This window comes from Siccirubricoccus phaeus, assembly GCF_008360935.1.
GTDB lineage: Bacteria > Pseudomonadota > Alphaproteobacteria > Acetobacterales > Acetobacteraceae > Siccirubricoccus > Siccirubricoccus phaeus.
Genome location: NZ_SRXO01000006.1, coordinates 221,349 through 236,236, shown reverse-complemented (window position 1 = coordinate 236,236; position 14,888 = coordinate 221,349). Strand labels below are relative to the sequence as shown.

The window sequence follows — 14,888 nt, the reverse complement described above, 5'->3', positions numbered from 1 at the left end:
TTCCCCTCAGGCCGGCAGCCAGCCGGTCAGCTTCAGGACGGCAGCGGTGATGACGAGCCAGACCAGGCTGAAGGGCAGGAACACCTTCCAGCCGAGGCGCATGAGCTGGTCGTAGCGGTAGCGCGGGAAGGTCGCCCGCACCCAGATGAAGACGAAGAGGCAGAGGCAGATCTTCAGCGCGAACCAGATCGGCCCGGGGATCCAGGTGAAGGGCTCCACCGCCACCGGCGGCAGCCAGCCGCCGAGGAACAGGATGGTGGTCAGCGCCGACATCAGGATCATGTTGGCGTATTCGCCGAGGAAGAAGAGGGCGAAGGTCATCGAGCTGTATTCGACGAAGAACCCCGCCACCAGCTCGCTCTCGCCCTCCGGCAGGTCGAAGGGCGCCCGGTTCGTCTCCGCCAGGATGGAGATGAAGAAGATGACGAACATCGGGAAGAGCGGGATGAAGAACCACACATTCTGCTGCGCCCGCACCACCTCGGAGAGGTTCAGGGAGCCGACGCAAAGCAGCACGGTGACGATGACGAAGCCCATGGAGACTTCGTAGCTGACCATCTGCGCCGCCGAGCGCAGCGCGCCGAGGAAGGCGTATTTCGAGTTGGACGCCCAGCCGGCGATGATGATGCCGTAGACGCCGAGCGAGGAGATGGCGAAAAGGTAGAGCACCCCGACATTGATGTCGGCGATCGCCCAGCCGTCATTCACCGGGATCACCGCCCAGGCCAGCATGGCCAGCATGAAGAGCAGCATGGGCGCCAGGATGAAGAGGAACCGGTTCGCGCCGGAGGGCACGATGGTCTCCTTCATCAGCATCTTCAGCGCATCGGCGAAGGGCTGCAGCAGGCCGAAGGGGCCGACCACATTGGGGCCCTTCCGCAACTGCATGGCGGCCAACACCTTGCGCTCCGCCAGCGTGAGGTAGGCCACGGCGATCAGCACCGGCACCAGCAGCGCCAGGGTCTGCGCGATGGTGATGGCCAGGATGCCGATGGGCGTGGAAAGGAAGCCGTCCATCGCCGCCTACTCCGCCGCCAGCCGCGCTTGCGGCGCGCCATAGACCCGCGCGCATTCCGCCATGGTGGCGGAGGCGCGGCTGATGGGATCCGCCTGCCAGTAATTCGTCACCGCCAGCGCGAAGGGCGCATCGCTCACCGCCGTCGGATCGCCGGTCGGTCCGCTGGTGTCGGCGCAGCCATGCGGCACGAAGCCGTGGCCGGCGAAAACCGGATTCGCCTCCGCCAGCTTCGCCCGCAGCGCATCCAGCGTGTCGTAAGGCAGGCGGTGGCCGAGCAGCTCGGATAGCGCGCGGAGGATCTTCCAATCCTCCCGCGCCTCGCCCGGCGGATAGACCGCCAGCCGGCCATGCTGCACCCGCCCCTCGGTATTCACCCAGGTGGCGTCCTTTTCGGTATAGGCAGCGCCGGGAAGGATCACATCGGCGCGGCCCGCGGCCGCCTCGCCATGATGCCCCTGGTAGATGACGAAGGCGCCCTCCGGCAGCGCCGGCGGCTCCGCCCCCAGCAGCCACAGCACCTCCAGCCCCACCGCCAGGCCGCCGGTGAAGCCGAGATCCAGCGGCGCCACCTGGCCGCCGAAATGGTGCAGCAGGTTGAAGCCGTGCCACTCCGGCTGCAGCATGTTGTTCCCGGCGGCGATCTTCCAGGCGGCGGCCAGCACCGCCTCGCCATCCGCCCGCGCCAGCGCGCCGCGGCCGAGGATCAGCATCGGCTTCTTCGCCACCCGCAGCAGCTCGTTGAAGCGATGCGTGCCGGCGGCCAGGGCGCGCAAGGTCACGCCCCCCTCCCCCAGCCAGTCATGGCCATAGGTGAGGTCGAGGCCGCGCGGCCCGACGAAGCCGATCGGGAAGCCGCCCGCCACCGCGCGCTTCCTGATGCGCGCATTGATCACCGGCGCCTCGATGCGCGGATTGGCGCCGATGATCAGCAGCGCATCCGCCTCCTCGATGCCGGCGATGCCGGTGTTGAAGGTGTAGAAATCCCGCCGCGAGGCATCCACCGCCGCGCCATCGGTGCGGCATTCGAGGTTCCTGCTGCCCAGCGCCGCCATCAGGTCGCGCAGCGCCAGCGCCGCCTCGGCATCCACCAGCGGCCCGGCCACGGCGCCGATCTTCTCGCCTGGCACGCCCTTCAGCTTCGCGGCGATGGCGGCGAAGGCCTCGGCCCAGCTCGCCGGCTGCAGCTTGCCATTCTTGCGGATCCAGGGGCGGTCCAGCCGCCGGCGCTTCAGCCCGTCAAAGGCGAAGCGGCCGCGATCGGCCATCCACTCCTCATTCACGTCGTCATTGGTGCGCGGCAGGATGCGCAGCACCTCGCCCGAGCGCGTATCGACGCGGATATTCGTCCCGGTCGCGTCCAGCACATCGATGCTGTCCGTCTTCCGCAGCTCCCAGGGCCGCGAGACGAAGGCATAGGGCCGCGAGGTCAGCGCACCGACCGGGCAGATATCGATGAGGTTGCCGGAGAGCTCGGTGGTCAGCGCCTTCTCGACATAGGTGCCGATTTCCATGTTCTCGCCGCGATTGGTCGCGCCGAGCTCCGGCACCCCGGCCACTTCCGTGGCGAAGCGGACGCAGCGGGTACATTGGATGCAGCGGGTCATGATCGTCTTGACCAGCGGCCCCATATACTTGTCCTTGACCGCCCGCTTCTCCTCCATGTAGCGGCTGCGGTCGAGGCCATAGGCCATCGCCTGGTCCTGCAGGTCGCACTCACCGCCCTGGTCGCAGATCGGGCAGTCCAGCGGGTGGTTGATGAGCAGGAATTCCATCACCCCGCGGCGGCCGCGGCGGACCATCTCGCTGTCGGTGAAGACCTTCATGCCATCGGCCACCGGATAGGCGCAGGAGGCGATGGGCTTCGGCGCCTTCTCCACCTCCACCAGGCACATCCGGCAATTGCCGGCAACGGAGAGGCGTTCATGGTAGCAGAAGCGCGGGATCTCCTTCCCCGCCGCCTCGCAGGCCTGCAGGACGGAGACGCCGTTCGGCACCTCCACCTCGATGCCATCGACCGTGACCTTCGCCATGCGCGCCTACTCCGCCGCCATGGGCAGCGTCGGGGCGGGCGAGCCCTTCGACGCCTTGTAGGCGGCAATGCGTTCTTCCATCAGCGGGCGGAAATGCCGGATGAGGCCCTGCACCGGCCAGACGCCGCCATCAGCGAGGGCGCAGATGGTGTGGCCCTCGATCTGCCGCGTCACCTGCTCCAGCACGTCGATCTCCTCGACCTCCGCGCGGCCCTCGACCATCCGGTCCATCAGACGCTTCTGCCAGCCCATGCCCTCGCGGCAAGGGGTGCACTGGCCGCAGCTCTCATGCTTGTAGAAGGCGGCCAGCCGCGCGATCGCCTTGATGAGATCGGTGGATTTGTCCATCACGATCACCGCGGCGGTGCCGAGGCCGGTGCGGTGCTCGCGCAGCGCGTCGAAATCCATCAGCACGTCGTCGCAGATCTTCTTCGGGATCATCGGCGTGGAGGAGCCGCCGGGGATCACCGCCAGCAAATTGTCCCAGCCGCCGCGCACCCCGCCGGCATGCCGCTCGATGAGCTCCTTCAGCGGGATGCTCATCTCCTCCTCCACATTGCAGGGCTTGTTCACATGGCCCTGGATGCAGAAGATCTTGGTGCCGCTGTTCTTCGGCCGGCCGAAGCCGGCGAACCAGGCGGCGCCGCGGCGGAGGATGGTCGGCACCACCGCGATGGTCTCGACATTGTTCACCGTGGAGGGGCAGCCATAGAGCCCGACGGCCGCCGGGAAGGGCGGCTTCAGCCGCGGCATTCCCTTCTTGCCCTCCAGGCTCTCGATCAGCGCCGTTTCCTCGCCGCAGATATAGGCGCCGGCGCCACGATGGACGTAGAGGTCGAAATCCCAGCCGCTGCCGCAGGCATTCGGCCCGAGCAGCCCCGCCGCATAGGCCTCGTCGATCGCCGCCTGCAGCACCAGATGCTCGTTGTAGTATTCGCCGCGCACATAGATGTAGCCGGCATGCGCGCCCATCGCGACGCCGGCGATGAGGCAGCCCTCCACCAGCGTATGCGGGTCATGCCGCAATATGTCGCGGTCCTTGCAGGTGCCGGGCTCCGACTCGTCGGAATTCACGACGAGGTAGTGCGGCCGCCCATCGCTCTGCTTCGGCATGAAGGACCATTTCAGGCCGGTGGGAAAGCCCGCGCCACCACGCCCGCGGAGGCCGGAATTCTTCACCTCCTCGATGATCCAGTCGCGGCCCTTCTCGATCAGCGCCTTGGTGCCGTCCCAATGGCCGCGCCGGCGCGCCGCCTCCAGCCGCCAGTCATGCAGGCCATAGAGGTTGGTGAAGATGCGGTCCTTGTCGGTCAGCGCCATCGCCTCACTCCCCCGGCACGTCGGTCAGCGTCAGCGGCCCGCCTTCCGGCGCGCTGGTCTGCCGCCCGATCACGGAACCCGGCTTCGGCCGCTCGCCGCGCCGGAGCGCCTCGATCAGCTTCACCGTGCTCTCGTAGTCCAGATCCTCGTAGTAATCATCGTCGACGCAGAGCATCGGCGCGTTCACGCAGGCGCCCATGCACTCCACCTCGCTCAGCGTGAACATCCCGTCCTCGCTGGTCTGGCCATAGCCGGAGACATGCGCCGCATCCTTGCAGGCCCGCAGCACCTCGTCGGAGCCGCGCAGCCAGCAGGGCGTGGTGCCGCAGATCTGCAGATGGTAGGTGCCGATCGGCTTCATGTTGAACATGAAGTAGAAGGTGCCGACCTCATAGACCCGCATCGGCGCCATGCCGAGCCGCGCCGCCACCGCATCCATGCCCTTCACCGGGACCCAGGCGCTGCCCGTCACGCGCTTCATCTGCCGCTGCACCACATAGAGCAGTGGGATGACGGCGCTGGCCTGCTTGCCCGGCGGGTAGCGCTTGAGGATCTTCTCGATCTGCGCCTCGCTCTCCGCGTCGAAGGCGAAGCTCTCCGGCTGCACGACCTCTTCACTCACCGGTCGATCTCCCCGAAGACGATGTCGAGCGAGCCGATGATCGCCACCGCATCGGCCAGCATATGGCCCTTGGAGAGCGCCTCCATGGCCTGCAGATGGGCGAAGCCCGGGGCGCGGATCTTGCAGCGATAGGGCCGGTTGGTCCCGTCCGCCACCATGTACACGCCGAACTCGCCCTTCGGCGCCTCGGTCACCGTATAGGTCGCACCCTCCGGCACGTGATAGCCCTCGGTGTAGAGCTTGAAGTGGTGGATCAGGCTTTCCATGGAGCGCTTCATCTCACCCCGCTTCGGCGGCGCGATCTTGTTGTCCTGGATCTTCACCGGGCCGGGCTTCAGCCGCGCCAGGCATTGCTGGACGATGCGCAGGCTCTGCCGCATCTCCTGCATCCGCACCAGATAGCGGTCATAGCAGTCGCCATGGCGGCCGACCGGGATCTCGAAATCGAGGTCGGCGTAGATCTCATAGGGCTGCGCCTTGCGCAGATCCCAGGGCAGGCCGGAAGCGCGGATGCAGGGGCCGGAGAAGCCCCAGGCCATCGCCTGCTCCGCGCTCATCACCCCGATGTCCACGGTGCGCTGCTTGAAGATGCGGTTCCCGGAGAGCAGCGATTCCAGCTCATCCACGAATTTCGGGAATTGCTCGCACCAGCCGGCGATGCGGTCGGTGAGCCCCGCCGGCAGATCCTTCGCCACGCCGCCGGCGCGGAAATAATTCACATGGTAATGGCTGCCGCCCACCGCCTCGTAGAATTCCAGCAGATGCTCGCGCTGCTCGAAGCCCCAGAGAGAGGGAGTGATGGCGCCGCAATCCAGCGCATAGGTGGTGATGTTCAGCAGGTGGTTCAGGATGCGCGTCAGCTCCGCGAACATGGTGCGGATCACCCGCGCCCGCTCGGGGATCTGGTCCTCGATCCGCAGCAGCTTCTCCACCGCCAGGGCGAAGCTGTGCTCCATGGACATCGGCGAGACATAGTCCAGCCGGTCCATATAGGGCAGCGCCTGGAGATAGGTCTTGTACTCGATCAGCTTCTCGGTGCCGCGATGCAGCAGGCCGATATGCGGATCGGCGCGCTCCACCACCTCGCCCTTCATCTCCAGGATGAGGCGCAGCACGCCATGCGCCGCCGGGTGCTGCGGGCCGAAATTGATGGTGTGGCTGTCCACCTCCACCGTACGCGTTGCCTCCTCCGCCCCGGTGGCGGAGGCGACCTGGCGCGGATCGGCGGCGACGGAAAGCGGCCCCGCCTCGGAGGCCATGGCGGAAGAACTGCTCATGGCTTGGCCCCCTCATCCGCCTGGGACGGCTTCGGCGTCTCCAGGCGGTTCAGATGCACCTTCTCATCGCCCGGCAGCGTCGTCAGCGCCTCCCAAGGGCTGAGGAAGTCGAAGTTGCGGAAATCCTGGGTCAGCGCCACCGGCTCATAGACCACCTGCTTGCGCTCCTCGTCGTAGCGCACCTCGACATAGCCGGTCAGCGGGAAGTCCTTGCGCAGCGGATGGCCCTCGAAGCCGTAATCCGTCAGCAGGCGGCGGAGATCGGTCTGGCCGGCGAAGACGATGCCGTACATGTCCCAGGCCTCGCGCTCATACCAGGTGGCGCTCGGCCAGACGCTGGCGACCGAGGGCACCGGCGTCGCCGCATCCGTGCTGACCACCACGCGAAGGCGCTGGTTCAGCGCGAGGCTGAGGAGGTTGTACACCACCTCGAAGCGCTCCGGCTTCTCCGGCCAATCCGTGCCGCAGATATCCATGCACTGCTCGAAGGCGAAGCGCGGATCGTCGCGCAGCGTCAGCATCGCCTCCGGCAGCGCCTCCCGCCGCAGTCGCAGCACCAGCTCCGCGCCGCGCTCCAGGCTGACGCTTTCCCGCGGGAAGGCGGCAGCGACCTGATCGGCCAGTTGAGCGATGTCAGCCACGCAGGATGGTCCCCGTCCGCCGGATCTTCTTCTGCAACTGCAGGATGCCGTAGACCAGCCCCTCCGCCGTCGGCGGGCAGCCCGGCACATAGACATCCACCGGCACGATGCGGTCGCAGCCGCGCACCACGCTGTAGGAGTAGTGGTAGTAGCCGCCGCCATTGGCGCAGCTACCCATGGAAATCACCCAGCGCGGCTCGCTCATCTGGTCGTAGACCTTGCGCAGGGCGGGAGCCATCTTGTTGGTCAGCGTGCCGGCCACGATCATCACATCCGACTGCCGCGGCGAGCCGCGCGGGATGATGCCGAAGCGGTCGAGGTCGTAGCGCGCCATATAGGCGTGGATCATCGGCACGGCGCAGCAGGCGAGGCCGAAGGTCATCGGCCAGAGGCTGCCGGTGCGCGCCCAATTGACGATCTTGTCGAGGTTGGCGACGACGAAGCCCTTATCCTCGATCTCGCCGGTAATGCCCTTTACCACCGCATCCTGCGCCGCGCCCGGCGGCAGGTGCTCGCGGTTCCAGGCCAGCATGTCCGGCGCGCCCTGGCGCGCGGCACTTTCAGTATTTCCGCTCATGCGTCTCTCCGGTCGGGCGGCGGCTGGGCCGGGCGGCGTCGCCTCACTCCCAGTCCAGGGCGCCCTTGCGCCATTCGTAGATGAAGCCGACGGTCAGCACGCCGAGGAAGGCGATCATCGAGAGGAAGCCGAACCAGCCGATCCCGCCGAGCGAGACCGCCCAGGGGAAGAGGAAGGCCACTTCCAGGTCGAAGATGATGAACAGGATCGCCACCAGGTAGAAGCGCACGTCGAAGCGCCGGCGGGTGTCGTCGAAGGGCTCGAAGCCGCATTCATAGGCCGAGAGCTTCTCGGCATTCGGCTTCTGCCGCGCCAGCAGCAGGCTGCCGCCCACCATGGCCAGGGCGATGCCGCCGGCGATGGCGAGGAAGACGAGGATCGGGAAGTATTCTGCCAGCAGCGGCTGGGTCATACGGTGCTCCGCCCTTCTTGGCGCCCCAGCGGGGCCCCGGGGGCGCGAGGCCGCACCCTCGGCGCGCCGCGCGGCGGTTCTGCCGCAGCGCAACGCGGCCGGACATTAGCCGCCCCCCGCGCCACTGGCCATAGGGGGTAACCGGCCTATCCCAGGGCCGCAATGAAGATTCTGCGCCGAAAGATGAAGGAACGGCAAAGGAGGCCGCTGCCGCCACGGCCCCGCTGGCCCAGGGCCCGAACGGTGATGCTTTGTAAAAGCCGTTGCCGACGGGCCTCCAACGGGCCCGCCGCGTGGCGCGAGTGACGGGGCTCGAACCCGCGACCTCCGGCGTGACAGGCCGGCGCTCTAACCAACTGAGCTACACCCGCTTGCGGCGTGGCGGGGGGAATAGGGCCCGCCACCCGGGCTGTCAACCGCATTGCATGCGGGTTGCGGGAATGGGCGCTGAGGGATTCGAACCCCCGGCATCTTCGGTGTAAACGAAGCGCTCTACCGCTGAGCTAAGCGCCCCTGCCGCCGCCGCAGCATGGCGCGGCCGGGCAAAAAGAAAAGGGCCGGCGTTGCCGCCAGCCCCCTGAAAAAGCCCCGGCCCGGTCCCCGGCCGGAACGCGGTTCCCGGTCCGCGCCTGCCTTCAGTTCACCGCGTCCTTCAGGCCCTTGCCGGCCTTGAAGCGGACGGTGGTGGTGGCGGGGATCTTGATCTCCTCGCCGGTGCGCGGGTTGCGGCCCTTGCCGGCCTTGCGCTTGCTGGTGCTGAAGGTGCCGAAGCCGACCAGCCGCACATCCTGCTTCTTCTTCAGCGACTTGGTGATCGCCTCGAAGACCGCATCCAGCACCTCCCCGGCCTTCGCCTTGGGGAGGTCGCCGGTCTCGGCGATGATCGCCACCAGATCCTGTTTGTTCGCCATGCAGTTCCCCCTTCCCTGAGGTCACACTTCACCCGACCGGAGGATTCCGGACCAGAAACCTGCGGCGACTGTAGGGGCCAGGATTCTCGCGCGTCAATCGCGCGTGCCCCGATTCGCGGCGGTTATCCGCCATTTTCTGCCAGTTCAGGGGGGCTGGAAACGCTGAAGGCCGGGCTTTCGCCCGGCCTTCGCCTTACGCGCTTCAGTGTGGCCGTACTGCCGCCGGCGCCTCGCCATCCGCCGGGATCGGAGTCGGTGCTTCCGGCGGTTCTGTCCACTCGATGGCTTCGGGCTTCCGCACCAGCGCCGTGCCGATCACCTCATCCACGTGGGAGACGGGGTGGATGGAGAGCCCCTTCTTTACATTGTCCGGGATCTCGGCCAGGTCCTTCTCATTCTCCTTAGGGATGAAGACGGTGGTGATGCCGGCGCGCAGCGCCGCCAGCAGCTTCTCCTTCAACCCGCCGATGGGCAGCACCCGGCCGCGCAGCGTGATCTCGCCCGTCATCGCCACATCCTTCCGCACCGGAATGCCGGTGAGGACGGAGACGATGCTGGTCGCCATGGCGATGCCCGCGCTCGGGCCGTCCTTCGGGGTCGCCCCCTCCGGCACATGCACATGGATGTCGCGCCGGTCGAACAGCGTCGGCTTCAGGCCGAAGCTGGTCGCGCGGGAGCGGACATAGGACATCGCGGCGGAGACGCTTTCCTGCATGACATCGCCGAGCTTGCCGGTGGTCTGCACCTTGCCCTTGCCGGGCACCGTCACGCTCTCGATGGTCAGGATCTCCCCGCCCACCTCGGTCCAGGCGAGGCCGGTGACGACGCCCACCATGTCCTCCGCCTCGGCCTCGCCGTAGCGGAACTTCCGCACGCCGGCGAATTTCTCGAGGGTCTTGACGGTGATCGCGACCTTCTTCGCCTTCTTGGAGACGATCTCGCGCACCGCCTTGCGGGCAAGGCCGCCGATCTCGCGCTCCAGGTTCCGGACGCCGGCCTCGCGCGTGTAGTAGCGCACCAGGTCGCGCAGCGCCTCGTCGGAGACGCTCCACTCGCCCGGCTTCAGCCCGTTGGCTTCGGTCTGCTTCGGGATCAGGTGGCGCTTGGCGATCTCAACCTTCTCATCCTCGGTGTAGCCGGGGATGCGGATGATCTCCATGCGGTCCAGCAGCGGCTGCGGCATGCGCAGGCTGTTGGCGGTCGTCACGAACATCACGTCCGAGAGGTCGTAATCGACTTCCAGATAATGGTCGTTGAAGGTCGCGTTCTGCTCCGGATCCAGCACCTCCAGCAGGGCGGAGGACGGGTCGCCGCGCCAATCCGCGCCGAGCTTGTCGATCTCGTCCAACAGGAAGAGCGGGTTGGAGGTCTTCGCCTTCTTCATCCCCTGGATGACCTTGCCCGGCATGGAGCCGATATAGGTCCGCCGGTGGCCGCGTACCTCCGCCTCGTCCCGCACGCCGCCCAGCGACATGCGGACGAAATTGCGGCCGGTGGCCTTGGCGATGGACTTGCCGAGCGAGGTCTTGCCGACGCCGGGCGGGCCGACGAGGCAGAGGATCGGACCCTTGATCTTCGGCGAGCGGCTCTGCACCGCCAGATACTCGATGATCCGCTCCTTGACCTTGTCCAGGCCATAATGGTCGGCGTCCAGCACCTTCTCCGCCTCGACGATGTCGTTGCGGACCTTGCTGCGCTTCTTCCACGGGATGGAGAGCATCCAGTCGAGGTAGTTGCGCACCACCGTCGACTCGGCGCTCATCGGCGACATGGTACGAAGCTTCTTCAGCTCCGCCATCGCCTTCTCGCGGGCTTCCTTGGAGAGCTTGGTGGCCTTGATGCGCGCCTCGATCTCGGCGCTCTCATCCTTGCCGTCCTCGCCCTCGCCCAGCTCCTTCTGGATCGCCTTGAGCTGCTCGTTCAGGTAGTACTCGCGCTGCGTCTTCTCCATCTGCCGCTTGACGCGGTTGCGGATGCGCTTCTCCACCTGCAGCACGCCGATCTCGGATTCCATATGCGCGAAGACGCGCTCGAGCCGGCCGGTGGTGGAGGGGGTCTCCAGCAGCTCCTGCTTCTCGGGAATCTTCAGGGAGAGATGCGCGGCGACGGTATCGGCCAGCTTGGTCGGGTCGTCGATCTGGTTGATCGAGACCAGCACCTCCGGCGCGATCTTCTTGTTCAGCTTGATGTACTGCTCGAACTGGCCGACCACGGTGCGGGCCAGCGCCTCGGTCTCGGCGGCCGGCGGCGCGGCTTCCTCGATCGTGGTGGCGTAGGCTTCGAAATGGCTCTCCGTCTCCTTGAAGGCGACGATGCGGGCGCGGCGGCCGCCCTCGACCAGCACCTTCACCGTGCCGTCCGGCAGCTTGAGGAGCTGCAGCACCGTGGAGACGGTGCCGACCTGGTAGAGATCCTCCGCCGCCGGGTCGTCCTGCGCCGCGTTCTTCTGGGCGACGAGGAGGATCTGCTTGTCCTCCCGCATCACCGCCTCCAGGGCGCGCACGGATTTCTCCCGCCCGACGAAGAGCGGTACGATCATATGGGGAAAGACGACGATGTCCCGGAGCGGCAGAACGGGGAACAATTCGCCGCGGAGTGTTTCTGGCTTATCCGCCATGATGGACCTCACGAAAGGACAGTCGACGCGGAAGACGCCCTATCGAGGCACGCCCCCCGCGTCACGGGCATGCAATGCAAATGGGCAGCGCGGCACCCCACAACAAGCCCAGATGGGACAAGCCCAGATGGGACAAGCCTGGGGGCCACAAGCCCCGGCAGCGCGCGGCACCGCCGGGGCCGCCACGCCAACTCAGGCGGAGCTCTGCTCGGCCGCCCGCTCCCCATAGATGAAGAGCGGCGTGGCGCGGCCTTCCGCCACTTCCCGGTTCACCACCACCTCATCCACATCGTCGAGCCCGGGCAGGTCGAACATGGTGGAAAGCAGGATGGCTTCCATGATGGAGCGCAGGCCGCGCGCCCCGGTCTTGCGCTGGATGGCGCGGGTGGCGACGGAGCGCAGCGCATCCTCGGTGAAGGTGAGCTTGGTCCCCTCCATCTCGAAGAGGCGCTGATACTGCTTCACCAGCGCGTTCTTCGGCTTGGTCAGGATCTCGACCAGCGCCTTCTCGTCCAGATCCTCCAGCGTCGCAACCACCGGCAGCCGGCCGATGAATTCCGGGATCAGGCCGAATTTCAGCAGATCCTCCGGCTCCACCTCGCGCAGCACGGCGCCGGTGCGGCGCTCATCCGGGTCGCGCACCTCGGCGCCGAAGCCGATGCCGCTGCCCTTGCCGCGGGCGCCGATGATCCGCTCGAGGCCCGCGAAGGCGCCGCCGCAGATGAAGAGGATGTTGGAGGTATCCACCTGCAGGAATTCCTGCTGCGGATGCTTCCGCCCGCCCTGCGGCGGGACGGAGGCGACGGTGCCCTCCATGATCTTCAGCAGCGCCTGCTGCACGCCCTCGCCGGAGACATCCCGGGTGATGCTCGGGTTGTCCGATTTGCGGCTGATCTTGTCGACCTCGTCGATATAGACGATGCCGCGCTGGGCCCGCTCCACATTGTAGTCGGCGGCCTGCAGCAGCTTGAGGATGATGTTCTCCACATCCTCGCCGACATAGCCGGCCTCGGTCAGCGTGGTCGCATCCGCCATGGTGAAGGGCACATCGAGGATGCGGGCGAGCGTCTGCGCCAGCAGCGTCTTCCCGCTGCCGGTCGGGCCGAGCAGCAGGATGTTCGACTTGGCGATCTCGACGTCGTTGTTCTTCGCCCCATGCGCCAGCCGCTTGTAGTGGTTGTGCACGGCGACGGAGAGCACCCGCTTCGCATGGTCCTGGCCGATCACGTAATCGTCCAGGACCTTGCAGATCTCCTTCGGCGTCGGCACCCCGTCCCGCGACTTCACGAGATGCGTCTTGTGCTCCTCACGGATGATGTCCATGCAGAGCTCGACGCATTCGTCGCAGATGAACACGGTGGGTCCGGCGATGAGCTTGCGGACCTCGTGCTGCGACTTGCCGCAGAACGAGCAGTAGAGAGTGTTCTTGGAATCGCCGGACTTGCTCATGGGCACTCCGCCTGAATGGGGTGGCCGGAGACGCCGGCAGGCGCATCCGGGGCCCCCTCCCCCCATAGCCAGGGGGGGCTGGTTCGATCGACTGTAGCCCCCTTGTCATCGAGGGGGAAGCATTCCGCGGCAGTCGGCCTCGGCCGCAACGAGCCGTGCGGGGGCGGGTTCCGCCCCCGGCCATGCGCCGTGCCGCGGGGCAGGGCGGGGGTCAGCTCTTCGCCTCGGCACCGGGGGCGGGCGGGCGCTGATCCACCACCTGGTCCACCAGGCCGAAATCCCGGGCCTCCTCGGCCGACATATAGGTGTCACGCTCGAGCTTTGCCTGGATCGCCTCGAGGGGCTGACCCGTGTGCCGCACATAGATCAGGTTCAGCTTCTCGCGCAGCTTCAGGATCTCGCGGGCCTGGATTTCGATATCCGTGGCCTGGCCCTGGGCGCCGCCGGAGGGCTGGTGCACCATGATCCGGCTGTTCGGCAGGGCGAAGCGCTTGCCCTTCTCCCCGGCCGTCAGCAGCAGGGAGCCCATGGAGGCCGCCTGGCCGATGCAGACCGTGCTGACCGGGGAACGGATATACTGCATCGTGTCGTACATCGCGAGGCCGGCCGAGACCACGCCGCCCGGGCTGTTGATGTAGAAGGCGATGTCCTTGTTCGGGTTCTCCGATTCCAGGAACAGCAGCTGGGCGCAGATCAGCGCCGAGACCTGGTCGAAGACCGGCCCGGTGAGGAAGATGATCCGCTCCTTCAGCAGGCGGGAATAGATGTCGAAGGCCCGTTCGCCGCGGGCCGTCTGCTCGACGACCATGGGCACCAGGGTGTTGTTGTAGACTTCGACCGGATCGCGGTCCCGCATGATCGTGCCTTTCACTCCACCGGGCGGGGCCTGCGCGATGCCGGCCAGCCGCCCCTTCGGCCTGTCCCGGTCGGGCTTCCTGGCGGGCTGCCCCGGGGGAAGGTCACCCTGGCGACCTATCCGACCTGGACCATGCCCGAAACCTATCCCGGGAATCTTAATGTGGGCGAGCCCCACCGGGGGCGGAAGCCCCCCATTCGGCGGAGCCCGCCCCGGGGAAAGGACGGGCGGCGCCGGACCGGCCGCCTCGCCCCCGGGGGCATCAGGCGGCGGTCAGCGCCGCCGGCGGCACGGTGCGATCCGTCACCTGGGCCAATTCCAGCATGAAATCCACCACCTTCTCCTCGAAGATGGGGGCGCGAAGGTTCTCCGCCGCCTGCGGGTTCTTGCGGAAGAACTCCATCACCTGCTGCTCCTGCCCCGGATAGCGCGCCGCTTCCTGGCGCATGGCGCGGGACAATTCCTCATTCGTCACGGTAATGTTGTTGGTCCGGCCGATCTCGGACAGCAGCAGGCCGAGGCGGATGCGGCGCTCCGCGATGCCACGATACTCGGCCTTCAGCGCCGCCTCATCCTTGCCCTTATCCTCCTCATCCGCCCGGCCGGCCTTCAGATCGGCCTCGATCCGCTGCCAGATCTGGGCGAATTCCTGCTCCACCATGCCCTCCGGCACCGGGAAGCTGGCCTGGGCCGCGAGCCCGTCCAGCAGCGCCCGCTTCACCTTCATGCGGGAGAGGCTGTCGAACTCGCCCTGGAGCTGGCCGCGGATCGCCTCCTTCAGCTTCTCCAGGCTCTCGAAGCCGAGGGTGGCGGCGAAGGCGTCGTCGATCGCCGGCAGCACCGCCTTCTTCAGCCCCTTGGCCGTCACCTCGAAGGTGGCCGCCTTGCCGGCCAGATTGCGGGAGCCGTATTCGGCCGGGAAGGTCACGGCGATGGTCCGCGTCTCGCCCGGCGCTAGCCCTTCGAGCTGCTCGCTGAAGCCCGGGATGAAGCCGGGGCCGGCCACCTCGATCGGCGCGTCGGTGGCGCTGCCGCCGGGGAAGGCCTCGCCCTCCCCGGTCGCGCTGCCCGGCTCCGCCAGCTTCGCCTCGGCGATGCGGAGCGTGAGGTCGAAGGGCCCGGTGCTGGCCAGGACCAAGCCGGTGCTCACCGCAGCCG

At 67.3% G+C, this 14,888-nt stretch carries 12 protein-coding genes, 2 tRNA genes and 1 pseudogene; all 15 read right to left on the bottom strand.

The window, feature by feature from the left end:
* Window positions 1-6: 6 nt before the first annotated feature.
* Window positions 7-1,017, bottom strand: coding sequence for an NADH-quinone oxidoreductase subunit NuoH (gene nuoH / locus E5N76_RS11115; protein ID WP_149537358.1), 1,011 nt, complete (start codon window positions 1,015-1,017; stop codon window positions 7-9).
* 6 nt (window positions 1,018-1,023) lie between these two features.
* Entirely contained in the window at window positions 1,024-3,048 is a 2,025-nt protein-coding gene (nuoG, locus tag E5N76_RS11110) for an NADH-quinone oxidoreductase subunit NuoG (RefSeq protein ID WP_149537357.1), read from the bottom strand.
* Between the two features lie 6 nt (window positions 3,049-3,054).
* Window positions 3,055-4,368, bottom strand: a complete 1,314-nt coding sequence (nuoF, locus tag E5N76_RS11105) for an NADH-quinone oxidoreductase subunit NuoF (protein ID WP_149537356.1) — start codon at window positions 4,366-4,368, stop codon at window positions 3,055-3,057.
* Between the two features lie 4 nt (window positions 4,369-4,372).
* Window positions 4,373-4,990 (bottom strand): complex I 24 kDa subunit family protein, encoded by a 618-nt coding sequence (locus tag E5N76_RS11100; RefSeq protein WP_149537355.1) that lies wholly within the window; start codon window positions 4,988-4,990, stop codon window positions 4,373-4,375.
* Window positions 4,987-6,267, bottom strand: a complete 1,281-nt coding sequence (locus E5N76_RS11095) for an NADH-quinone oxidoreductase subunit D (protein ID WP_235907661.1) — start codon at window positions 6,265-6,267, stop codon at window positions 4,987-4,989. Before E5N76_RS11095 ends, E5N76_RS11100 begins: the two co-directional genes overlap by 4 nt.
* Window positions 6,264-6,899, bottom strand: a complete 636-nt coding sequence (locus tag E5N76_RS11090) for an NADH-quinone oxidoreductase subunit C (protein WP_408021705.1) — start codon at window positions 6,897-6,899, stop codon at window positions 6,264-6,266. Before E5N76_RS11090 ends, E5N76_RS11095 begins: the two co-directional genes overlap by 4 nt.
* Before the next feature lies 1 nt (window position 6,900).
* The gene (locus E5N76_RS11085; protein ID WP_149537353.1) at window positions 6,901-7,485 is read right to left on the bottom strand and encodes a NuoB/complex I 20 kDa subunit family protein; all 585 of its coding nucleotides are present in this window, start codon (window positions 7,483-7,485) and stop codon (window positions 6,901-6,903) included.
* A 43-nt stretch (window positions 7,486-7,528) separates the two neighbouring features.
* On the bottom strand, window positions 7,529-7,897 hold the full coding sequence (locus E5N76_RS11080) for an NADH-quinone oxidoreductase subunit A (protein WP_149537352.1): 369 nt from the start codon (window positions 7,895-7,897) through the stop codon (window positions 7,529-7,531).
* Between the two features lie 294 nt (window positions 7,898-8,191).
* Window positions 8,192-8,268: transfer RNA gene (locus tag E5N76_RS11075), tRNA-Asp, on the bottom strand.
* Between the two features lie 70 nt (window positions 8,269-8,338).
* A tRNA-Val gene (locus E5N76_RS11070) sits at window positions 8,339-8,410 on the bottom strand.
* A gap of 122 nt (window positions 8,411-8,532) precedes the next feature.
* Entirely contained in the window at window positions 8,533-8,808 is a 276-nt protein-coding gene (locus E5N76_RS11065; RefSeq protein ID WP_149537351.1) for an HU family DNA-binding protein, read from the bottom strand.
* A gap of 202 nt (window positions 8,809-9,010) precedes the next feature.
* Complete coding sequence (lon, locus tag E5N76_RS11060; RefSeq protein ID WP_149537350.1) at window positions 9,011-11,425, bottom strand: endopeptidase La; 2,415 nt, start codon at window positions 11,423-11,425, stop codon at window positions 9,011-9,013.
* A gap of 192 nt (window positions 11,426-11,617) precedes the next feature.
* Window positions 11,618-12,874, bottom strand: coding sequence for an ATP-dependent Clp protease ATP-binding subunit ClpX (gene clpX, locus E5N76_RS11055; protein ID WP_149537349.1), 1,257 nt, complete (start codon window positions 12,872-12,874; stop codon window positions 11,618-11,620).
* 211 nt (window positions 12,875-13,085) lie between these two features.
* Entirely contained in the window at window positions 13,086-13,730 is a 645-nt protein-coding gene (gene clpP, locus E5N76_RS11050) for an ATP-dependent Clp endopeptidase proteolytic subunit ClpP (RefSeq protein WP_149537348.1), read from the bottom strand.
* Window positions 13,731-13,992: 262 nt separating this feature from the next.
* Window positions 13,993-14,784, bottom strand: a pseudogene (gene tig, locus E5N76_RS30455) (trigger factor); the annotation flags it as partial.
* Window positions 14,785-14,888 lie beyond the last annotated feature (104 nt).

Coding starts and splice junctions, on each gene's coding strand:
- nuoH (WP_149537358.1), bottom strand. CDS start 1,017: ATGGACGGCTTCCTTTCCACGCCCATCGGCATCCTGGCCATCACCATC.
- nuoG (WP_149537357.1), bottom strand. CDS start 3,048: ATGGCGAAGGTCACGGTCGATGGCATCGAGGTGGAGGTGCCGAACGGC.
- nuoF (WP_149537356.1), bottom strand. CDS start 4,368: ATGGCGCTGACCGACAAGGACCGCATCTTCACCAACCTCTATGGCCTG.
- E5N76_RS11095 (WP_235907661.1), bottom strand. CDS start 6,267: ATGAGCAGTTCTTCCGCCATGGCCTCCGAGGCGGGGCCGCTTTCCGTC.
- E5N76_RS11085 (WP_149537353.1), bottom strand. CDS start 7,485: ATGAGCGGAAATACTGAAAGTGCCGCGCGCCAGGGCGCGCCGGACATG.
- E5N76_RS11080 (WP_149537352.1), bottom strand. CDS start 7,897: ATGACCCAGCCGCTGCTGGCAGAATACTTCCCGATCCTCGTCTTCCTC.
- E5N76_RS11065 (WP_149537351.1), bottom strand. CDS start 8,808: ATGGCGAACAAACAGGATCTGGTGGCGATCATCGCCGAGACCGGCGAC.
- lon (WP_149537350.1), bottom strand. CDS start 11,425: ATGGCGGATAAGCCAGAAACACTCCGCGGCGAATTGTTCCCCGTTCTG.
- clpX (WP_149537349.1), bottom strand. CDS start 12,874: ATGAGCAAGTCCGGCGATTCCAAGAACACTCTCTACTGCTCGTTCTGC.
- clpP (WP_149537348.1), bottom strand. CDS start 13,730: ATGCGGGACCGCGATCCGGTCGAAGTCTACAACAACACCCTGGTGCCC.